The sequence below is a fragment of the Flavobacterium sp. TR2 genome (assembly GCF_025252405.1).
GTDB lineage: Bacteria > Bacteroidota > Bacteroidia > Flavobacteriales > Flavobacteriaceae > Flavobacterium.
In genome coordinates, this window is the sequence record NZ_CP104307.1 from 2,673,315 (window position 1) to 2,696,602 (window position 23,288).

The window sequence follows — 23,288 nt, forward strand, 5'->3', positions numbered from 1 at the left end:
TTTAATAAAAAACAATTCGTGAATTCGTGGCAAAAAACTATTATACTACAGCTGTAAATTCGATTTCAACCAAATATTCTGGAGCAACCAATTTGCTGATTCCGTAAAATCCTGTAGTTGGTTTTACATCTTTAAAGAAAGCAGAGTGTGCTCTGGCCACTTCTTCGAAAGTAGAAACGTCTGTTGTGAAAATTCTTGTTCTAATAACGTCTTTCATGCCTACATTCAAATCTTCTAAAACTTTTTCTACTCGTTCCAAAATATTATACGTTTGAGCATAAGCGTCATCAGCTTTTACTTTTTCGCCGTCAACAATGGCTACAGTTCCAGAAACTTCAACAATATTGCCAATTCTTACGGCACGGCAATATCCCATTTTGTCTTCCCACGGTGATCCAGTTAAGATATTTTCTCTTTTCATTTTTTATAATTTTTGCGAATTTGTCTATACGGTTTTAAAAGCAAATTCAGGTTAATTAAAGTAGCCGCAATTTAAGAATTATGCTTCTGTGTGCGATAAAAAAAAGCTTGAAATCAATTCAGAAATCAAGCTTTTTTGTGATATTTTATTCGGTTTCTTTTTCTTCATAAAGACGAAGCTTGTTTTGCACCGTATTCAAATTTTGCTGTAAGGTTTCAATCTTATTCAAAAGGTTTGCAATGGCATCAATCCCCTCCAGATTTATTTTAAGATCGTAATGCATACGTATCATTTTTTCGATTGTTGGGAGCTGTTCGGGTTCCAAATATCCTTCATTTTCTTCTGTTATAATATGAATGAGGCCATAGTTATTAAGTTCGGTTATGAAGGTATTTTCAATTTCGTGGTAGATACAAAACTGTTTGATCTGGATTAAATTTCTATTTTTCATGATTTTCTTAGTTTTGCTAGTTCTTCAAATAACTCTTTTTCTCTATCCGACAGCTTTGTTGGAATTTTTATAGTGTAAGTGATGTATAAATCACCAAACTGATTTTCTTTTTTGTAAACAGGAAAGCCTTTTCCTTTCAATTTTACTTTTGTCCCCGGCTGTGTTTCTGCAGGAACTTTGATTTTTACTTTTCCGTCAAAAGTATTTATGTACGTTTCTCCGCCTAGAACTGCCGTGTACAGATCAATTGGAGCATCAGCATATAAATTATTTCCTTCTCGTTTAAAATCTGAATTATTCGAAATTATGAATGTGATGTACAAGTCTCCGTTTGGTCCGCCATTTACGCCAGGTCCGCCATGATTTGGAATCTTAATAATCTGTCCGTTTTCAACGCCCGCAGGAATCGTAATTCGGATGTTTTTTCCGTTTACGGTCAAATTTTGTTTGTGTGTTGTGTAAGCAGATTTAAGATCTAATTCCAGTTCGGCATTAAAATCCTGACCTCTATATTTGGACTGCGATCTGCTTCTGCCTCCGCCATACATCGAATTAAAAAAATCTGAAAAATCGCTGCCCGAAAAATCTCCTCCACCAAAACCAGAGAAATCGCCTTCAGAATATTGGTAACCGCCTTGCTGTCTGCTTTGCTGCTGATTAGGATCATAACCTGCCTTTTCAAATTCGTCAGCGTGTTTCCAGTCTTTTCCGTATTTGTCGTATTTTTTTCGATTTTCAGGATTGCTTAAGACTTCGTTTGCCTCATTAATTTCCTTAAATTTTTTTTCAGCCTCTTTATCATTCGGATTGAGATCGGGATGATATTTTCTTGCCAGTTTTCGATATGCTTTTTTGATGTCTGCTTCGGTTGCAGATTTGGTAACATCTAATACTTTATAATAATCGATATAATCCATTTTCTGAGATTTTAAATGGTAAAATAAAGTCTTGAAGTTAAGAATAAGTTGTTAATAATCAAAATGCTGTATGTTTTTATAATATGATTTTTTTGAATTTGTAAAATATAGAACTTGAAATTTATTTTTTATGAAATAAGAAATCTTGGCAGGTTTTTTGATTCCAAAAATTAGCTTAATTATATGTTATAAAACTCCTAAAGTTGTAGCAAGTAAGTAAATTATACTATTTTTGTGATGCTAGACTTTTGGTTTATATTAATTATAAAGGCCGATTCGATAATCCTTTTTTCAATGAAGCACATTTTATTTTTCATATTATTTTTTACTGCACTGTCTGTATCAGCCCAAATCGAGTCTAATACAAAATTCAAAACTATTTCAGGTGGAAAGTTTACGGCAAAGCCTAAAAAGACTCCGATTCCTCAATCCAAAGATCCGTTGGCAGAATTTAATGATATGCCGGCAATTAAAACTCCAAATGTCTTTGAAAATACGACTATAACTCCAAAATCAAAGTTTCAGATTGGAGAAGAGAAAAGTAAATTTACAATGTCTACAGAAACCGATTTTGCCAATCCAGGCGATCGATATGTGGCTAAAATGGAGAAAGATTTAGATAAAGCTTTAAAAGATGCTGGTTTAAGAGAAGGACGCGGCGTTTTGGTAAAGCGAAATATCTCGTTAGGAGATTTTAAAACCAAATCGGAATATTTTATTGTAAAGTTCCGTGATTTTGGAGCAATTGACGGAGATTTGGTTAAGGTTTCTTCGAATGATAATGTAATCCGCGACAGAATTTTATTGGATTCTAATTTCCAGCAAGTAAAAATTAATCTTACGCAAGGCTTTAACAAATTAGATTTTGAAGCCTTAAATATAGGTACGCTAGGAGGAAACACAGCAGAGATACAAGTCTATGACGATAAAGGCAATCTCGTAACAAATGATTATTGGGATAATCTGGCCGCAGGATTTAAGGCGTCTATTGTTGTGACGAAAGAATAGAGCGCTTTTAGCGCTAGTTTCAAAGTAACAAAGGTTCAAAGGGACAAAGTTTTTATACTTCGTTTGCCTTTGAACCTTTTTTATTGAGTTGCAGTATAAATCTCTGAACCTTTGCTGCTTTGGCCCTTTGAACCTAAAAAGTTAAAACGGATCCGCAGTCACCTTAAACTTCATATCTGCTTTTACCGTAACATCTTTTGTTAAGGTTTCTTTTATGGTTACTTTGGTTCTTATTTTATAGCTGTCTGCTTTAATGTATTGATCTAGTTTTTGATCGGTGCAAATCAAATCGATTGTGTTGCTGGATGCATTGATGTTGTCTAAATAAGCCAATTCGATTTCATCTGAATTTGATGTCGAAATATACAGATGAACCGATTTTAAAAACGTAAAAGTTTTGTCAGAAGGATCAGTAATGGATAATTTCAGCGATCTGATTTTAACATCTTTTACCAGACTTGCTTTTGTTTTATTGTTTTCAAACTCAGCCGAAGAATTGGTTGTAACATCTGGAGTGATTATTTCCGAAGGCAGATTGATTGGAGAAGTGCTTTGAATTTTAATCGAAGCATTATTCGAAATGGTAAATGTCAATAAATCATCAACCGTGTTACAAGAAGAGAAAAAGACTGATGCAAAAGCAGTCAAGGCAATAATTTTTGATTTCATAGTTAATTTAAAATTTGTTTTTTTCGTAAATACGAATTTTTGGATTGTTTGGATTTTTTTTGCGAAGATACTAAGTTGTTAAGATTCTATCCCGACGGTTCGGGATAGCATCTTAGAATCTACACCGAAAAAAAAAATCTTGGTTCAAAGATGCAAAGGTTCAAAGGAACAAAGCAAATAGTCTTTGGTGTTTTTGGTAAACCTTTGAACCTTTGTAGCTTTGAGCCTTTGACCCTAAAAATCGGAGCGTTGAAAAAAAATATTTTTTTCTGGGTTAAAAGATGCAAAGGTTCAACGGAACAAAGCAAATAATCTTTGTTGTTTTTGTAAACCTTTGAACCTTTGTAGCTTTGAGCCTTTGACCCTAAAAATCGGAGCGTTGAAAAAAAATATTTTTTTCTGGGTTCAAAGATGCAAAGGTTCAACGGAACAAAGCAAATAATCTTTGTTGTTTTTGTAAACCTTTGAACCTTTGTCGCTTTGAGCCTTTGACCCTAAAAATCGGAACGTTGAAAAAAAATATTTTTTTCTTGGTTCAAAGATGCAAAGGTTCAAAGGAACAAAGCAAATAGTCTTTGGTGTTTTTTGTAAACCTTTGAACCTTTGTCGCTTTGAGCCTTTGATCCTAAAAATCGGAACGTTGAAAAAAAATATTTATTTTTTCAACGTTCCGATTTTTCAATTTCGAATATAAAAAGTATTTTTGCGCATGCAACACAACGTACTTATTTTAGATTTCGGATCGCAATATACTCAGCTTATTGCGCGTAGAGTTCGCGAATTAAATATATTCTGCGAAATTTTTCCTTACAATCACATTCCAAGTGATTTATCAAGTTATAAAGCCGTAATTTTAGGAGGAAGCCCTTTCTCTGTAAGAGGAGAAGATGCGCCACATCCTGATTTATCACAAATTAGAGGCAAAATGCCTTTGCTTGCCGTTTGTTATGGAGCACAATATTTGGCTCATTTCAGCGGTGGTGAAGTAGCTGCTTCTAATACAAGAGAATACGGTAGAGCAAACTTGTCTTATATTAAAGAAGGCGAAACTTTCTTTGAAGGAGTTTCAGAAAATAGCCAAGTTTGGATGAGCCATAGCGATAGTATCAAAGCTCTTCCAACAAATGCTGTAAAATTAGCCAGCACGCATGATGTAGAATTTGCTGCTTACAAAATTGAAGGCGAAACGACTTATGCAATTCAATACCATCCAGAAGTTTACCATTCTACAGATGGGAAGAAAATGCTTGAAAACTTCTTAGTAAAAATTGCTGAAGTTCCTCAAAACTTTACTCCAAATGCTTTCGTTGATGAAATGGTAGCAGAATTGAAAGAAAAACTAGGAAATGATAAAGTAGTTCTTGGTTTATCTGGAGGAGTAGATTCGACAGTGGCAGCAGTTTTGTTAAACAAAGCAATCGGACAAAATTTATATTGCATCTTCGTAAATAACGGTCTTTTACGTAAAAACGAATTCGAAAATGTATTGAACCAATACAAAGGAATGGGATTAAACGTAAAAGGTGTAGATGCGGGAGATCGTTTTCTTGGCGAATTAGCAGGAATCAGTGATCCAGAAACAAAACGTAAAACAATCGGTCGTGTATTTATCGAAGTTTTTGATGATGAATCGCACCTATTAGAAGACGTAAAATGGTTGGCGCAAGGAACTATTTACCCAGACGTTATCGAGTCTGTTTCGGTAAAAGGGCCATCAGCTACAATTAAATCGCACCACAATGTTGGTGGGTTGCCAGATTATATGAAATTAAAAATTGTAGAACCGCTTAGAATGCTTTTCAAAGACGAAGTGCGAAGAGTAGGAGCTACATTAGGAATAGATCCTGAATTGCTGGGAAGACACCCTTTCCCAGGACCGGGATTATCAATTCGAATCTTAGGAGATATTACTCCAGAGAAAGTTAGAATTTTGCAAGATGTAGATTCTGTATTTATCGAAGGATTAAAGTCTTGGGGATTATACGATAAAGTTTGGCAGGCTGGAGCAATTTTGCTTCCAGTAAACTCTGTTGGTGTTATGGGCGACGAGCGTACGTACGAAAAAGTAGTGGCGCTTAGAGCTGTAGAATCAACAGATGGTATGACTGCTGACTGGGTTCATTTGCCTTACGATTTCTTGATGAAAGTATCTAATGATATTATCAATAAAGTAAAAGGTGTGAATCGTGTAGTTTACGATATTAGTTCAAAACCACCTGCAACAATTGAGTGGGAATAGTAGCATAATTTAAAATTAAGGTCTTACATTTGTAAGGCCTTAATTTTTTATAACCTACTATTTATGAGAGAACTTTTAACAATTTCTCTTGTGTTTATTTTGTCTTTTAACAAAATAATTGCGCAAGATTCAATTATCGAGCACAAGATTCAAAAAGGTGAAACCGCTTATTTTATTGCCCAAAAGTATAAGGTTTCTATCGATGAGATTTACAAACTCAACCCCGAATCGCAAAACGGAATCAAAGACAATCAGGTTTTAAAGATTCCAGTTCACAACCTAGAAAACACGGTTTCAAAGCAGCGAACCCATATTGTTGCGCCAAAAGAAACATTGTTTGGCTTATCTAAACAATATCAGGTTTCTGTAGAAGCCATTCAGAAAGCCAATCAGGAAACTCTTGCCAACGGACTTCAAATAGGTCAAGAACTGATTATTCCTCAAAATTCAGATCATTCTCCAACAGAAAATGTGGTTCTTTCAAAAACGACACATCAAGTTGTGGCTAAAGAATCTTTGTTTAGCATTGCGAGACAGTACAATGTTTCGGTTCAGGATTTAGAAAATCTCAATAAAGATATTTTAATTAATGGATTGCAGATTGGTCAGACGATTTCGATTCCAAACAAAAGAAAAACATTGGACGGAAGAGTTCGTGTTATCAATCAGGAAACGGTTTTTCATGTCGTTGAACCAAAGGAAACCAAGTTTTCGATTGCCAAGAAATACGGAATTTCAATAGATCAATTAGAATCTCAAAATCCTGAAATTGTAAACGGATTAATTGTTGGAAACAAATTGGCTATTAATACCAAAGAGATAAAACCAGCAAATGAAAGCGAAGAATTGATGCTGGCTCTGGCCGAAAAACAGGTTGTGGTTGAAAAAACAAAAGCCAAAACAGTTGAAATAGAAGATTTGAAAGACCGTTTGGTTGTTCAGAAAGAAATGAATCAGAAAATTATCAAGATTAATGATTTAAAAGTGAATCTGAATGATATGAATGGTTCTAAAGAAAACTCGGTTGAAAAATTGCGTTTGGTTTTGGAAGCCAATAAAAATGTGCAGGATGTTTTAATGGCAAAATTAGATTCGCTTGTTGTGGCAATGAATGATGATTTGAAAGAATTGAAACGAATGGACATTCTAAATGTTGAAGAATCAAAAAGATTAGAGAAACAATCTTTTGAAGGCATCAATAAAACCAATGAACTGTCTTCTCAATTGAAGAAAGAATTGGCAGAAAACCGAAAAGTTTATGCAGGCTTGATGAATAAAGTGGAGAAAATCGCTGTTGAGGAGAATCAGGAATACAAGAAGAAAATTCGCGAAAGCGAGAAAAAGGCCAATGCAGAACCTTTGCAGCAGCGTTTATCATTAGAAGAAATTAAGCGTTATAAAGATGAGCAGCAAAAAGGGGATGTGCAAAACCAGCTTTTAATAGCCAAAATGGATTCGCTGGATATTCAGAAAAAAATTGAAGTAAAAAGACACATCAGCAAGGCTTCCTATTATAGTATGGAAGCTCGAAAGTTTGATGACAAACTGGCTTTGATTAAACTGAAAAAATATCAGGATGAAGCAGTCAAAAAACAGAAGAAAAACAATACTGTTGAAAATTCAAAAATAATTTCGCTGGAAGAAATGAAACAAGAATTGAAAGACAATCCGTTAAGGGCCGATAAAACAGTAAAAGTAGAAGTTTATGATAATCTTCGAGAAGTTTCGAACGGGTATTACTTAGTTTTGGGTATATTTACAGACGCAGTTGACCGAGATAAGCTTATTATGAAACTCATTGATTCTGGAGATTTTAACGCTAGCTTCTTTTTCAATATTAACAGTCTTTCCTACTATGTTTACAGCGATAAATTCGAAAACATGGAAGAAGTGCTTTATAAATGCAAGAAAAAAGAAGAAGATGAGTTATATAAAGAAATCTTAATTGCCAAAGTAGAAATCGATTTGAGATGATTTTCGATTGAAATAACAAACGGCTCGAATTTTGCTTTTAGCAACTCTGTGAGATATTTTTAAATTAAGAAATTAAATTGTTTTAAGCCATATTATGAAATACTATTTAACATTATTGTCTCTTGTATTCTTTATCAGTTCAAGTGCTTTTTCTCAGGAAAAAGTGGTGAAGTATAAAGTGTCAAGCGGTGAAACTATTAATCAGATTGCTCAAAAATTTAAGGTTACGCCTTATGATATTTATCAACTTAATCCAGACGCAAGAACAGGGTTGGTGCCAAATTCTGTGCTGTTGATTCCAACTAAAACAGGGGAGGCAAAAAAAGAAGCTGCTGAGGCTAAAACTGCAGCGGTTTCAGGAAAAGAGATTATTCATGAAGTGCAGCCAAAAGAGACGTTTTACAGCATTGAGAAAAAATACGGAATCTCTGACGAAGCTTTAAAAGCAGCAAATCCGTTTTTGGAGAAGACAGGCGTTCAGATTGGACAGAAATTGGTTATTCCAGCAAAAGGATCGGCTCCAAAAACAGCTGCAAAACCTGCTAAAGAAAAAGGTGCCGAAAAATATGTTTACCATGACGTTCAGCCAAAAGAAACAAAATTTGGAATTGCAAAACAGTACAATATGACTGTAGAAGAATTAGAAAAACGCAATCCGGATATTGTTTCGAGCTTGCCAGTTGGTTACAGGCTTACAATAAAAGGGACTGCACCAAAGACAGAACACGTTGCAACAGAAGCTACAAAACCTGCTGAAAGCAAGAAGCCTGCTGAATCCTCTAAAAAAGCGGTAACGTATATGGATTATCAGGTGAAACCGAAAGAAACTTTCTATAGTTTAGGTAGAGTTTTTCATTTATCGCAAGACGAATTATTGGCATTAAATCCGTCACTTTCTGAAGGAGTAAAAGAAGGAATGGTTTTGAAAGTGCCTGCTGGATATGTAGCTCCTGCACCTATTATAGCTGCGCAAGTGCCTGCTGAAAAACCTGCCGATTCTTCGGTAAGTAAATCAGTAGAAAGCTCTGGCGGAGGAATTAAGATTGTTGATAAAGTAAAATCAACGGAAAATGAAAATGTAGAAATTGTAGAATTAACCAAAAAAAGAGGTATTAATGAACGTAAAAAAGTAGTTTTATTGCTTCCTTTTAATTTGGCTAAAGTGCAAAGCGATACTTCGGGAACTGCTAACAGAATTAAAAATGATAAGTTCTTAAATATGACCTTAGATTTTTATTCTGGAGCTTTGATGGCGATTGATTCTGCAAAAACATTGAAATTGCCAATTGATGTTGCTATTTACGATTCGCAAGAAACAAAAACGACTTCGAATGTTGTAGGTTTGACTCAGAAACTTCAAGATGCAGATGCTGTAATTGGACCATTTTACCAAAGTAACGCAGAAACGGCTGCAAGTATGCTCCGTTCGTATAATGTTCCTGTAATTTCACCTTTGTCAAAAGATAGCGCAAATCCTATTGATAATTTGTACCAAACAATACCTTCAAATGATGTGATCAGAAATGCAGTTTTTGATTATATGCGTTCTAAAAACGGAAATATTGTAGCAGTAATCGATAAGAAAAAAGAGTCGGTAATTAATTATATCAAACAAAATCAGAAAGGGGTTGCATTTGCGTCTCTGACTGAAACTGGCGGTTTGGACGTTGCCAATTTGAAGAGCTTGCTGATACCAAACAGAATGAATTATGTTGTGATGGAAACAGGTAATACAGCGATGGTAAAAGCTACGATAAAAGCGATGCTCGATTCTCAAAAAACGTGTCAGGTTCAATTGGTGATTTTAGAGCCGAATAGCACATTGGATACAGACGAAATTGTTTTTGATAATTTGGTAAAACTAAAATTAATGTATCCTTCTGTAACTCGTGAAAGCGATGAGCAGCCAGTTTTAATTTATGAAAAGCAATATCGCTTGAAAAACAAAGCAAATCCGACGACTTACGCAACAAGAGGATTTGACGTAACGTTTGATACGATGATGCGTTTAATGCAAGGAAAAACATTCCAAGAAACAGCTGATTTGATGACAACTCAGCAGGTAGATAATAAATTTCAATATTATAGAAAAGAAGATGGCGGACACGCTAATAAAGGGGTGTACATCTTATATTATGATAGTGACTTAACTTTAAAAGTAGCAAATTAATGACATCAAAAGTAACCTATTTAGGAGATTTAAGAACAAGTTCGATTCACGTGCAGTCAGGAAGCGAAATCATTTCTGACGCACCATTAGATAATAACGGAAAAGGAGAAGCATTTTCTCCAACAGATACAGTAGCAAACGCTTTGGCAAGCTGCATGATGACTATTATGGGAATCAAAGCCCGCGATTTAGAAGTTGATTTTGTTGGTTCTACAGCAGAAGTAACTAAAATTATGAATGCAGAGCCAAGAAGAATTGGAGCAATCGAGATTGTATTTCAAATGAAAAGCAACGCTGACGAAAAGAGCAAAACAATTTTGGAGCGTGCTGCAATGACTTGTCCAGTTTTTTTAAGTTTAAGCAGTGAAATTGAAAAGAAAATTAGTTTCAACTGGAACTAATTCTTAACTGAATAGTAAAGGAGTTGTCTTAAAAAAAGGCAACTCCTTTTTTTTAAGCTTTGGAGACACGGAATATGTATAGCAAAAATAAACGTTTAAAATATGTCGCTCCTCTGGAGCTTTTTCATTAACGTGATTGAAATGCTATAAATATTTTGCCCTTCTGGGGCTTTTCATTTTTTTTAAGCTTCGGAGAAGCGAAATATTTATAGCAAAGAATTAGGATTACAATATAAAGCTCCGTAGGAGCGACATATTTTAGAATCTAAATTTTATGAATAGTCTAAAACAGACAAGAGAGCAACATCTACTTTGCTCTCTTGTCCCTTTTTAACTAACCAATAATATTTATTCTGAAAACTCTAATTTTTTAAGTTTGTTCCAGCCTCCGCGTGTGAAATCTGGAATTTCTACAGGAGCAGAATTATGGTCTAATGAAATTTCTGTCAATGGGCCAAGGCAAGACCATTCGGCTAAATCGTAAACATCCATATCTAGCGGAAGTCCCTTTTGCAGGCAATGAATTAAACGATAATCCATAATAAAATCCATTCCGCCGTGACCGCCTACTTTTTTGGCCTGTTCTTCTATTCCTTTTGCGATTGGGTGTTTGTATTTTTCCATTAGCGCTTTTTTCACTTCTTCAGGAACAAAAGAGTGCGCGCTCAATTTTTCGTGATTTGGTTTTACATCGTCGCTTAATTCTTTTCCATCAAGGGCATAACCTTCTAACGGGTATTTATTGGCAAAACCTTTTGTGCCGCTCAATTGATACATTCTGCTGTAGGGACGAGGAGAAGTAACATCGTGCTGAATGTGGATTGTTTTTCCGTTTTCAGTACGAATCATTGTCATCGTATGATCTCCGTTTCTAAAATCTTTAATTTCCTGTCCTGATTTTTCTTTAATGTAAGCAGGATTTCCAACGGCTTTTGTATCCATAGAAACCAAGAAATTCATTTTGTCACCGCGGTGAATATTTAGTGCCTGACACGCAGGTCCCATTCCGTGTGTCGCATAAACATCGCCACGGTGTTTAATGTTGTAATCCATTCTCCAGTTGTTCCAGTATTCTCCCCAAAAAGGTTGCAATCCATGAATATAAGAGCCTTCAGCGTGGAGAATTTCTCCAAAAACACCCTGCTGTGCCATATTTAAAGTCGTCAATTCGAAGAAATCGTACACGCAGTTTTCCAGTTGCATACAGTGTTTTCTCGTTTTTTCTGAAGTATCAATCAATTCCCAAATTTCTTTCATTGTTAAAGCGCCCGGAACTTCAATTGCAACGTGTTTTCCATCCTTCATGGCCTGAACACCAATTATAGCATGATGTTTCCAATCTGTGGCAACATATACCAAATCTACATTTGGCAAGGCCGTAACTTTTCTCCAAGCATTTTCATCACCATAGAATTCTTGCGCTTTTGGAAAACCAGCTTTGGTTAAAATTTCATTTGATTTTGCAGTATTTTCCTGAGTCATGTCGCACAACGCCACAATCTCTACACCCGGAATATGTGTCATGCGTTCGACAGCGCCAGGACCGCGCATTCCAAGTCCGATGAAAGCAACGCGAACGGTTGGAATTGGATCAGCAGCCATTCTCAAAACATCTTGCTGTCCTTTAGGGCGTGAAGGCGTTTTGGTCTTAATCATTTGTGCAGAGGCGATTGTCCATCCAAACAAAAGAATTAAAACTGCAGCAGATTTAAAAAAAGTAGTTTTCATAAGCGGGTAATTTATTTGTTCAATGCTTATCGGGCATCTATTTTAATTCGTTGGGTATAATTTTTTAACACATAGAAACATAGTCATTGTAAGCTTAAAAAAGGCATTTCACTAATTTTAATGACATAGAAATATGTGTTAAAAGCTTGCTTTTTCCTAATCTTAAACAAAAACAACAAAACTCTCTGTTTCTATGTGTTTAATTAAACTTTAAAAACAACCTCTCTAATGAACCAAATTAGAGAGGTTTTCAAAAACAAAAACAGACCTAAAGGACTCTTAATAATTATTTTTGACTACTAAATCTTTTCATTAATGGCGTTACGTGTTTTTGGGTATCGTCATCTAATGAGGCCAATGCTTTATCAGCTTCTGCTGGCGTGTATTTTTTTAATCCTGTTAATCCAGCTGCAATTACATTGTACGACTGTTCTTTAATGCTTTCGTCCATTAAGTTTTTATAAGAAGCGTCTCCTGTCGAAGCCAGTTTTACAATAGCATTGGCTCTGGCAATTGTTTTTTTATCATTTTTAGCCATATCAAGCAACGTTTTTAAAACTTGGTCTTTTGTTTGCTTTTCATTTAAATCGATTGCTTTTATGCTCAGCACTCTTAAATCTTCTTGCGGATCTTTTAAGCCTTCCAGTAAAATAAGTTGCGATTCTTGACTTCTGTCTTTTGAAGCAAATTTTATAGCTTCAATTCGATTGTAATACGATGGCGCATTTTTATATTGAAAAAGATAATCGGCTGCAGTTTTTTTATCTACATTAATTTCACCCACTAAGATTTTATCTGGGTCTAAATCTATAAATTCAGGTTTTGAAGGAAGATCAAAACTAAAGCTTTGTTCTCTTTTATCAATTAAAATATCCTTTCTTATTTTAGTTCCGTTTACGTAAAAGTCAACTTTTAAAGGAAGCGTAAAGGTTTGCACTGTACTATCCTGAGATTGGCTTATTGTAATGGTAATTTTTCCATTGGCATATTTGTAGTTCACATCCAGAATCGGACTTCCGGCATTATAGTACCATTGATCAAAATAAGGCAGCCAGTCTTTTCCTGTCACTTCTTCCATCGATAAACGCAGTTGATGCGGTTCGCCAGATTTGTAAGCATTTGTGGTTAAATAATGATTTAATCCTTTAAAAAATGCTTCGTCACCCATTTGGTTTTTCATGGCATACAAGATGATAGAACCTTTGGAGTAGCTAATGTTATCAAACATATCGTCTGCATTTCTGTAATGAAAACGTGCTAGAATAGGACTATCGCCATTTTTTTGCGAACGCAAATAATTTTGCAGTTTTTCGTAACGCGAACGGTCTTCAGCATCTTGTCCAGCATCGTGGCCGTGCCAAAGCACTTCTCCAAAAGTGGCAAACGATTCGTTCATTGTTAAGTTTGACCACGATTCGGCTGTTACATAATCTCCAAACCATTGGTGAAAAAGCTCGTGAGCAATAGTACTTTCTTGATTGTCATCTAATAATTCTCGTTCTGTTTTCTGAACATATTCGCCATGAACTGTCGCTGAAGTATTTTCCATCGCACCGCCAAAATAATCTTTCACTACAATTTGCGCGTATTTTGCCCAAGGATATTCTACGCCAAGCATTTTGCCATAAAAATTCATCATATCTGGCGTTTTATAAAAAATCTGTTTGGCATACGGCGCATATTTTGGCTCAAGATAATAGCTGACTTCTTTTCCGTTATAAGAGTCTTTATAGATTTTAAAATCACCAACAGCCATCATAAATAAATAAGGAGCATTTGGCTGTTCCATCTTCCAAACATCGGTTCTTGTACCGTCTTTATTCACTTTTTGCGAGGTTAATTTACCGTTTGAAAGCGTTGTATATTTTGCCTCAACTGTCATCGCAATTTCAGAAGTTGTTTTCTGATTTGGTTTGTCAATGGTTGGGAACCAGCAAGACGAAGCTTCTGTCTCGCCTTGAGTCCAAATTTGCGTTGGTTTGTCTCCCTTTCCGTCAGGATTGATAAAATACAATCCGTTTGAGTTCGTAATCGACTCGCCGGCTTTGCTTTTCAGTTCTGCTGGTTTTGCGGTGTAATTAATAAAAATCGTGTACTTTTCAGTTCTTTTATATTTTCTGTTTAAAGCAATCGAAAGTTCTTCGTTATCGTATTTGTATTGCAGCGGAATACTTTTTTTGCCATCGATAATAGCAATTTCTTTAAAATCCATTCCTTTTGCATCAAGTTTAAGCGAATCGGTTTCGTAAAAATGAGGTTTTAAAGTAATCCATTCTTTTCCATACAAATAACGTTTTCCGTAATCGAACGACACTTCTAGTTTGGTATGAATTAAATCATGCGTTTTTAACGGAGTCGTGCGATAAATGGACAATTCATCTATCTTTTCTGTTTTGTTTTGTGCTTCTATTTTTGAAGCCGTCAAAAGGACAAGACCCAAAAAAGTATATTTTAAAAAATGGTTTTTCATTTTATTGTTTTTGAAAGTATTTTACAATTTTTCGATAATTCTAACTTCGCCGTCTTTTTCATCTTCACTTAAAATATTCGACTGTTTTTTGGTGTAAGCCAATAAACTCCACTGAACTATTTTATTTGTCGGATATAATTCTGCTTGCTTTTTAATCCATTTTTCAGCTTCTTGAGCAGAAGAAGTTTTTTCGATAGCCCAAGCCGAAACCAATTGATTTGCAGGAAGAAAGTTCATGACCGTATTGTCAACTACAGGCTGGAAAGCAACAATTTTCTCTAGAGATTTTGAAGCCATTTCTTTGTTTCCAAGACTGCTATAACATTGATAGTCTAGCCAATTTTCCAGTCTTTCATCGATATTTTCGTCATAAGGTTTTCCTACTCCTAAATTTTCTGGAAACAGTTTGGCATCGGCAATAAATTGTAATGCTTTTTTATAATTTTTGCTTTTCATTTCAGCCAAGGCCTGCATCAATTTTGCTTCGTGATACAGTTGTCTGCCTGCAATTGCGCCTTCAAATGGGAGGATTTGCAATTTGGTTAAAAACGTATCAGCTTCACGGTATTTTTTGTTCAGCAATAAAGTTTTGGCGTACAGCATTCCAATCAAATAATTGTCCTGATGTTTTTTATAGAAAGACTCAGCCGTTGCAAGCGCTTTGTCGAATTGTTTTTGAGCGATGTAATGCTCTGCCAGCATTTTATGGTATCGCCAGCCTTGCGGATCTAATTTTATGGCTTGCTGAAGACTTGCCAATACTACCGAAGCATCGTTTTTAAATAAAGATGCTTTTGCACCATAAAATGCAGGATCATTTGGTTTTGTACCGCATTGCAAAAACAATTCTTTAGCTTCTGAAATACTGTTGCGATTCCACTCAATTAAACCTAAATGATATTTTAATTGGTATTGGTCATTTGTTTTAATTAATGATTTTAGGATTTCAGCAGTTTCATTTCTAAAAGGAAAACTTGTTCCCGGTTTGATTTTGCTTACATCAACCGATTTATTTTCTAAGAAAGCTTTCCAATAGATAATTTCAGCGCTTGGTTCTGCGATAGAAAATACTTTTAACGCGTCTTCTTTTCGGCTTATATTATGGTACCAAATTCCTAATTCAAGAAAAGTCTGCTCTGGCATTTCGTTTTGAATCGCTGCGGTAAAAGCATTTTTCGAATCGTTTGAATTGTGCCAAAGGTATTTTTCAAAATCAGCAAAATGATTCAACGGATCCAGTTGTGCTATGGTTTTTAAAACTGAATTTGCTTTTTCTGAATTATTCTGAAGACGATATAAAACTGCTAAAACCTGTAAGCCTTCTATATTGTATTGATTGTATACTAAACTTTTCTCGGCATATTCAACAGCTTTAGACAGGTCGTTTTCTGCTAAATAAATTTTACTTAAAGCAGTGTAAGCTGGACTGCGGAATTCGACACTTGCAGCTGCAATATCAAAACCGTCTTTTGCATCAATAGTATTTCCTAAATGGAAATTCGCCAAAGCATAAAAATAATTCGCGGAAGCATCGTAAGTATCTATTGATAAAGCTTTGCTTGCTGAATTTACAGCTGCCTTGTAATCTAATTTTCTGATTTGTAAAGAAGCCAATGCAGAAAGGGCAGGAGCGTAGTTCGGATCTAGTTTTAAACAAGCATTTAGTTTTTCTTCAGCCAGAACATAATCTTTAAAACTGATGTAATTTTTCCCTTGCAGATACAATCCGTAAACTGAATTATGGTCAAAATCTTTTGGAATTTCGACAGGACGATTGATGTTTCCGTCTTCTGGAGCTGAATTCCAAACCAGTTTATTGCTGCCTAAAACAAATTTCAATTTATTAGAATCCACTTTTACCTGAATGGAATCTTTGAAAGTTTGCATGGTATTCAATGCAATATCTTTAGAATATACTTTTTTATCGTTTTCAAAAACTTCAATTTTTTCATTTAATTTTTGAAGCGGAGAAAAATAGATTTTCAGCCAGCCATTTTCGTTTTTAATATTGACTGAACCATAATTATTGGCTTTTACAAAGCCTTTTGTGTGTTTTACGGGAAACCAATATTCTGTCCAAGTATCGGTTTGATATGGTGCAAACGAACGCTGTTTAAATGGCGTGAGACTGCTGGTTTCGCTCGCTTGATTAAACAATCTTCCGCTTTGCACTTCTACATATTGCCCGTCGGTGTCGGTTAATAATTTTTCCCAAATCATGCCTTGCTGAGACAATCCCCAAATCCAGATTTTTTTACCCGGTTTATCATCGTGATTGCCATATCTTCCCATCCCGAAATCTTCGTCGTGATAATATCCTCCAAAGAAATCATCATATTTCCCGAATACGTGATACGATTTGTAGCCTCCAAAATTGTTGTTTTTGTAGAATGACAAATCTTTGCCATTTTCTTTGTCAATTGGCCATGAATTGTATTCTCCGTTATGGCCAATGTAAGTCTGCCCTGGATAAATAAACTGCAGATTTTCGGCAGCTTTTATTCCAGTATTCATCCAAGTGTAATAAGGCTGTTCGAATTCGGTTGTGTTTGACCAAAATGAATTTGTGGTAAAATATGCTTTGTCTTTTGGCAGATTGATGTCTAATTTCCAAGAAGTTCTCGTCAATAAATCTAAAACGCCAATCACACAGCTGATGCTTCCGTCTTCTCTGTTTATGATTTTATAATCGACAGGAGTTGCACAGTTTGGGGTGTGGCCGATAATTCCGTAATTGCCCTCAACGCCTCCGCTTGTCCACGGTCCGCGCATGGCAATGTCTCTAAATTTTACCACATGATTATTGTAAACAATATCTTTTCCAGTAGATTTTTCTATTGCCGACCAGACTTTTCCGCCAATTTCAGGCAGAATCATTAGTTTGATATAATCGTTTTCAATTTCGATTACTTTCCATTCTTTTTGGACGGGTTTATCGGTAAAACCATCAAAACGGAAATATGGATAAAACTTGGTATCTGGTTTCGGAATCGGATCAGGATCTGAGAACGGATATGTGGTAAATACTTTTTTGTATTCTTTTACAGTGGGTTTGTTTTGTGCGTTGACAAAGAGGCTTCCAAGGAGTAGAATTGATAAGAAAGGTTTAATTTTCATGATGGATAGCTAGTTTTTTGTGGTTGTTTTTTTTCGTTTTTTCATTGCGAGGAACGAAGCAATCTCATTTGCTAAATCACACTTTGTATCTTTTGTTAGTGAGATTGCTTCGTTTCTCGCAATGACAAACAGTACGAGGTAATTGTTGATTACTTCACAATCAGCAACCAGCCTTTTCCTTTAGAAACTGGTATTTCGTCTTTTGCTGTGAACGTTTTTGCCGGTTGGAAATTGGTCACTTCCGGAGCTGTAATTGTAGCTTTTGCAGGATTGATTCCTAGTTTTTTCCAGTCAATATTCAATTTTACATTTACATCAGCATCTGCCCAGCTTGCGATTGAAATTAAGGCTGTTCCGTTCTTTTTGTAAACTGTTGCTAGAACTTTATCGTTGTTTGTTTTTACAGGACAGTTTTCGCTCCAATATCCGATCATTTCAGAACCTTTAATTCCGAAAGAATCCCACACTTTCCAGATATTTCTTGGGTCAGCGCCGTCGCTCCAAGGCAATCTGTTTGTCATGCCGTAAACCATTCCTCTCCAAGGATTTCCACCGTCTTGAAGCATTTCGCCCATTAGTCCAAACGGAATTCCGCTTACTTCAGTCAAGAAAAAGTCAGGCTGATTTTTTTCGTAATCAAAATATTCTCCAAACCATAATTTATTGATGTACGGGAAGTGCTCCATGTATAAATTGGCACTGTTGTTAAATCCGTCGCTTTTGTTGTATTGGTTTGCACTGTGTAAATCGATAATTCCAGGATGGCCATCTTTAGTTAAAACTCTTTTGATTCGTTTCATCGTGATTCTGTCAAAAGCAACGTCGTCTAGGTAAATTCCGTCAATGCCAACGTTTTGAGTAAGCCAATTCATTCCTTCTACGTAGTAGTTGTGCCAACGGTTCATTCCGCTGTTTACGATTGCGGCATCTTTAATTTCTGGAACAAACCAAGCCGCGATATAATCATCTCCAACGTGTTCTTGCAGCCATGAGAATCCGCCTCCTTTTCCTGGAGAATAAATTTCGTGGCCTAAACTTCTTAAAGCGAAAGTCTCATAAGCTTTGTTTGAAACCTCTCTAACGGTGTTGTAAATTTTTACTTTTAATCCTTTTTCGTGTGCTTCATCGATATACGATTTCATCTTTTTAAATTCGATAAAAGGATAATTGATGTATGGATTGATTGCATTGGCATGGTGAATATTGATTACAGTCGCGCCAGTTTTAGCAATAGAATCGATCGGGCTGTATTTGTGGTAGAATTTTGTATCCCATTGAAAATCGGTATTAATAGTATGGAATGGCGTAATCAACAAGTTGAAATTATAATACAAAACATCGCCTTTTTTCATTGTTCTAGCGCCACTATACGCATTTACTACAACCGATTTTTGGTTTGGCGTAATCGTGATTCCACCTTTGTTATCGTTACCCCAAGAAGTTGGCAATAATAAAGGCTTTTGCAAATAGAAATTTGTGTTTAGTGGGCGGCTGTATTTTTCGTCTCTCAAAGAAAACTGCAATCCAGAATTTACGGCACCAATCCACGCACCGTCTTGATTTTTATGAGCGACATCCCATTTCCAGTCGAAAGTTGCAGGACGATCGCCTCCTTTTTGACCTAATCCCATCATGTATTTTGCAGAAGTTGGCTGCATTGGCATTTGGAAATTAATGTCATTGAAAGACACATCCTCAAGAGCTGTAACTTTTACTGTATAATGTACAAAACCATCAAATTCAACAGAAGCGTTTACGTCCATTTGAACTGATTTTGAAGCGGAAGTATTTTCCCAAGAAACCGTTCCAGCTTCTTTTTTAGTGAATTTTACACCACTATTTTTCCATTGTACTTCTTTTCCAGAAGCGTCAACAAAATGAAAATCGATCGGCGAGCTTAAAATATCATTTGCTTTTGCTGTAACAGAAGTCATTTCTGGAGTAAAGAATGTTTGGATCTGTGCAGGAAACCCGTTTGGCGCCAAGATTAGTTTTCTTCCTAATAAAGCAATTTCAGAATTGTTAACTGTTAATGGAGTATAAGGCGCAATAACAGTATTTTCTTGAGCTAATGTAGAATTGAGCCATTTTAGGCGCGTCATTTTTTCTGGACTGTCAATGCCTCCGTTTTTTGTCACTTCATTAGAAACTGTAATTTGAAGTGTAATTTCTTTTGATTTTCCGTCAGCGCTTACAGTTGCTTTTCCGTTATAAATTCCAGTTGCAGCGGTTTGCGGAATATCGATGCCGCACCACATTGCTTGAATTTTTCCTTTTGAAACCGAAACGGTGTTCGTAAAAGGAGTGCCATCATAACGAGTTCCGTCAGTGTTGATGCAGCTGATGTCTTTAGCTTCTATTGCAGCTCCAGTCGTGCTTACTAAATTGGTAAAAGATACTTTTACATTTTTTAAATCTTCAAGAGCGTAAACTCCTAATTGAAAAGTCAAATACTCGCCTTTCATTGCCGTATCAGAAAAACTGTTTTGAACGCCTTTCTGAATCCATCTTTGCGGCAAATCAGATTTTAGCTTGATGGAATGTTCTCTGTCTTCTGGGAAAACTAAAAATGAATTTCCGCTGTTTTTTGCCACAAGAGCAGAAGTTTCAGATGCTGTAGCAATCACTTCCATTGGATAAAAGCTATTGAAAGCATTTACGCTTTGGATTTCAGTTACTGATGCATTGTCTTTTAAGTTTGCTTTAATGTTAGACAGCCATTTTGCATCGGCTTTATTTTCAGGTTTCTGATAAATTCCTTTCGGATAATTTGCAGTTCCTTCATCAACGTAAGGCATATAGTAAACATAGTAAGTTCCTTTTCCAGAAATAGGTTCAAAGAAAATAGTTCCGTTTTCTCTATTGATGTTTTCGGTTTTTATGTTCTGAATTTCTTTTCCAGACGCATCTTGAACAATAATTTTTTTAAGTTCTGGATTGGTATCTCTTCTTCGCCATTCGATTGTAGTTTTGGCAACATTCCCTGAGCCAGAAAAGGCAATTACAGCGCGATGGTTTCCTAATTGGTTTGGATTCCAGCTGTCATTCCCGTCTGAATATTTTATCTGTGCAGTTAGAGGAATACTGATTGTGATAAAACACATGATCAATATTCGGCTTAATAGCGTTGTGTTGTTTAGGTTTAGTTTCATTGTATTGTATAATCAGGTTAAATAGAATATTTTGAGTTTAGTAAACCGCTTTCCAGCCTTGTTTTTTCCAGTAAGCAATAATTGGTTTGTAAGGGCCATATTTGTGCTGTTCCTCTGAAAAGTTGTCGCTAAACGGACTGTGCGCATAATCTATAGGTTTGCCCATTTTGTCTGGATAATCAAACGTTTTTGGGTTTGGTCTGGTATGCTGTGAATCGTCATTTACATAAGCCGCAATATCAAGCGCTTGTTTGTCTGTAAGATACGGCTTTCCAAGGAGCACTTTATCATACGGCATATTGTTTTTTAGCCATTGCGCTTGTTTGATTACACGGTGCATACTAGAACCTGGCTGATAGCCATATTGTCCCCAAAGAGGCGGGTAGGTGTAGCCCGATTTATCGGCATTGTAAACTCCTTCACCATTATTTCCGTGGCATCTTGCACAGTTTTCAGCAAATAAAACTTTTCCTCTTTCTGGACTTGCAGCAACATCTGGAAATTCGATTTCTAAGTTTTTGGCTCCTTTAAAATTACCATCTTTTGGAACAAATTTGCTGATCCATTTGAAATAAGATAAAAACGCCACCATTTCTTTGCTGTCCAGCGGAAGCGGTTTTCCAGAATGCGGACGCATAATGCAGTTATTAACTCTTTCTGCCAGTGTAAGCACTTTGTTTTCGCGCCCGCGATACTGCGGATAATTATCGTGTGAAGACATTAAATTGAACGCATGAGGTTTTGTTCCTGCATCTTGATGGCAGTTGGTGCAATTCATTTTATTGCCTAAATATTTTCCGTTTATTCCGTTTGGACCAATATAATAAGCTGTTTTCAGCATTAATTCTCTTCCGTAGCGAACCGATTCTCCAAACTGATCGTCTGGAATTTTAGACGTATCAATTGTGATGTAGCCTTCGTCTTCTTCTTCAGCTGTTTTTGAAGCCAAAGTTTGAGAATTTGATTTGGTGCAGGAATTGAAAACAGCTACTGAAAATGCTGAAAAAAGTCCGATAAGAATTGTTTTTTTCATGTCCATTATTTTTAATCTTGTTCTTATCCTAACAGGTTTCAAAAACCTGTTAGGTATTTTTTTAAATTTTATACCTACAAGGTTTTTAAAACCTTGCAGGAAATCATTTTTTTAATTCAGAAGAAAAGGTTTTAATTTTTCCTCTGGAATAAAGATGGTTCTGTATGGCGGAATTTCAGATTCTAAAGCCCATAACAGAACTCCTTTTTTATTGGTTAAAACCGTGATATGTCTTTTTGAACAGCAAACTAAAAAGAGGTCTTTATTAATCATATAAGCGCTTCCCATTCTGTCGTTATAAATATCTTTTGGCAATTGTATATGAAAATCCAGTTTTACTGAATTGGTTTTTTCGTCAGCTTTTAAGGCAAAAACAGAAGATTGTTTTATATCGACACCATTGTCAAAAAACAATAAACTTCCTTCCTGATCTATATGTGCGGCGTGCGCCTGAGAGAAATTGGTATCTGGAGCCATTTTCATTGTTCCTCCTTTTCCTAGTTTCCAGATTACTTTTCCGGTTTTCGAATTGATTTTCCAAATCTGGCCGTTATTATAGAAAGAGATTAAGAAATTTCCATCTGCATCATAACTCAAACTATTGGCGTGTGTCCAGTCTTTTTTGGTTTTTAATAGATTTTTATCTTTTAGCGGATCTAAGTCATCAAAAACACTCCATTTCCAAAGCTGTTTTCCTTTTTTATCTAAAATCAGAATTCCGTCTCCGTTGATGGTATCTTGTTTTTTTCCTCCAATAGCAGTTAGATCCATTATTTTTTGATCGACTGTGATGGTAACAATTTCGTTAGCCGATTTTTTAATGATTTCGTGGTGAATAACTTGTTTTAAATCACCTTGTCCTTTTTTAATATGCGTTAAAGTATCGCCTTGAAGATTGATTTCAAGAATTTCGCTTCCGTAGCTTGTTGGCTCATCGTTTGTTCCCAAAATCGAAAGAATGGTTTGGTCTTTTGTAAAATGAACAACTTTAAAACCAGTTCCTTCAATTGTATGATACCACCTCAAATTTCCTTTATAATCAACAATATAAGCAGTTCCAGGAGTTTCTCTTTTTGCTAAAAGCATAAAGCCTTTTTTGAAATTCTTAGGAAGCAATTCTGGTTTCGGACAATTGGCTTTGAATTGTTTTTGAAGCCATTCTGGAAGCTTTCTTGATTTGAAAGTGTAAACTTTACTAGTTTGCTTATTGCCGTCTTGAACTGTAACTAATTGAAAACTATAGTTGGTTTCTGGAGTTATGTTGCAAAGTACTAATGAATGTTTTAAACCAGAATTTGAAATAGGAGAGGTCATTTTACTTTGATTTCCTTTTTTGTCTGACCAATATTCTGCATATACCTGAGCTTGGTCATTCGTAGTAACATCGATTTGAATTTTCAATTCGTTGTTGCTATGAGTTCCAATGTTGATAGTGGAGATAATTTGGTTTTTAGAACAGCTTGCCAAAGTAAGCAGTAAAATAAAACTTCCTCTTAATATTAATTTTTTGATCATCTGAAAAGCTTCTTTTGTGAAAC

Annotated in this window: 15 protein-coding genes; 5 read left to right on the top strand and 10 right to left on the bottom strand. The window is 35.6% G+C overall.

Going from position 1 to position 23,288, the window contains the following annotated elements; genetic code table 11:
- Positions 1-40: 40 nt before the first annotated feature.
- From N4T20_RS11790 to N4T20_RS11800, 3 genes are all read right to left on the bottom strand, one after another.
- Positions 41-421 (bottom strand): RidA family protein, encoded by a 381-nt coding sequence (locus tag N4T20_RS11790; protein ID WP_260669351.1) that lies wholly within the window; start codon positions 419-421, stop codon positions 41-43.
- Between the two features lie 145 nt (positions 422-566).
- Positions 567-872 (bottom strand): chaperone modulator CbpM, encoded by a 306-nt coding sequence (locus N4T20_RS11795; RefSeq protein WP_260669352.1) that lies wholly within the window; start codon positions 870-872, stop codon positions 567-569.
- Entirely contained in the window at positions 869-1,789 is a 921-nt protein-coding gene (locus N4T20_RS11800) for a J domain-containing protein (protein WP_260669353.1), read from the bottom strand. The genes N4T20_RS11795 and N4T20_RS11800 overlap by 4 nt, the downstream gene beginning before the upstream one ends.
- A 294-nt stretch (positions 1,790-2,083) precedes the next feature.
- On the opposite strand from N4T20_RS11800, the gene N4T20_RS11805 reads away from it, so the two are divergent.
- The gene (locus N4T20_RS11805; RefSeq protein ID WP_260669354.1) at positions 2,084-2,797 is read left to right on the top strand and encodes a hypothetical protein; all 714 of its coding nucleotides are present in this window, start codon (positions 2,084-2,086) and stop codon (positions 2,795-2,797) included.
- Between the two features lie 141 nt (positions 2,798-2,938).
- On the opposite strand, the gene N4T20_RS11810 is transcribed toward N4T20_RS11805, so the two are convergent.
- Positions 2,939-3,466: a hypothetical protein gene (locus N4T20_RS11810; RefSeq protein WP_260669355.1), complete on the bottom strand. Its 528-nt coding sequence runs from the start codon at positions 3,464-3,466 to the stop codon at positions 2,939-2,941.
- 709 nt (positions 3,467-4,175) lie between these two features.
- Between N4T20_RS11810 and guaA the strand changes: the two genes are divergently transcribed.
- The 4 genes from guaA (at position 4,176) to N4T20_RS11830 (ending at position 10,250) form a co-directional block, all read left to right on the top strand.
- Positions 4,176-5,705, top strand: coding sequence for a glutamine-hydrolyzing GMP synthase (guaA, locus tag N4T20_RS11815; RefSeq protein ID WP_260669356.1), 1,530 nt, complete (start codon positions 4,176-4,178; stop codon positions 5,703-5,705).
- Between the two features lie 63 nt (positions 5,706-5,768).
- The gene (locus N4T20_RS11820) at positions 5,769-7,679 is read left to right on the top strand and encodes a LysM peptidoglycan-binding domain-containing protein (RefSeq protein WP_260669357.1); all 1,911 of its coding nucleotides are present in this window, start codon (positions 5,769-5,771) and stop codon (positions 7,677-7,679) included.
- A gap of 94 nt (positions 7,680-7,773) precedes the next feature.
- On the top strand, positions 7,774-9,849 hold the full coding sequence (locus tag N4T20_RS11825) for a LysM peptidoglycan-binding domain-containing protein (RefSeq protein WP_260669358.1): 2,076 nt from the start codon (positions 7,774-7,776) through the stop codon (positions 9,847-9,849).
- Complete coding sequence (locus N4T20_RS11830; RefSeq protein ID WP_260669359.1) at positions 9,849-10,250, top strand: OsmC family protein; 402 nt, start codon at positions 9,849-9,851, stop codon at positions 10,248-10,250. Before N4T20_RS11825 ends, N4T20_RS11830 begins: the two co-directional genes overlap by 1 nt.
- A 348-nt stretch (positions 10,251-10,598) precedes the next feature.
- On the opposite strand, the gene N4T20_RS11835 is transcribed toward N4T20_RS11830, so the two are convergent.
- The 6 genes from N4T20_RS11835 to N4T20_RS11860 all read right to left on the bottom strand — a co-directional run bounded on the left by N4T20_RS11835 (position 10,599) and on the right by N4T20_RS11860 (position 23,265).
- Entirely contained in the window at positions 10,599-11,978 is a 1,380-nt protein-coding gene (locus tag N4T20_RS11835; RefSeq protein ID WP_260669360.1) for a Gfo/Idh/MocA family protein, read from the bottom strand.
- A 286-nt stretch (positions 11,979-12,264) separates the two neighbouring features.
- Entirely contained in the window at positions 12,265-14,448 is a 2,184-nt protein-coding gene (locus N4T20_RS11840) for a M1 family metallopeptidase (RefSeq protein WP_260669361.1), read from the bottom strand.
- Between the two features lie 21 nt (positions 14,449-14,469).
- Entirely contained in the window at positions 14,470-17,565 is a 3,096-nt protein-coding gene (locus N4T20_RS11845) for a DUF5107 domain-containing protein (protein WP_260669362.1), read from the bottom strand.
- Between the two features lie 149 nt (positions 17,566-17,714).
- Entirely contained in the window at positions 17,715-20,717 is a 3,003-nt protein-coding gene (locus tag N4T20_RS11850) for a glycoside hydrolase domain-containing protein (protein ID WP_260669363.1), read from the bottom strand.
- A gap of 37 nt (positions 20,718-20,754) precedes the next feature.
- On the bottom strand, positions 20,755-21,750 hold the full coding sequence (locus tag N4T20_RS11855) for a c-type cytochrome (RefSeq protein ID WP_260669364.1): 996 nt from the start codon (positions 21,748-21,750) through the stop codon (positions 20,755-20,757).
- A gap of 111 nt (positions 21,751-21,861) precedes the next feature.
- Positions 21,862-23,265, bottom strand: a complete 1,404-nt coding sequence (locus N4T20_RS11860; RefSeq protein WP_260669365.1) for an aryl-sulfate sulfotransferase — start codon at positions 23,263-23,265, stop codon at positions 21,862-21,864.
- Between the last annotated feature and the right edge of the window lie 23 nt (positions 23,266-23,288).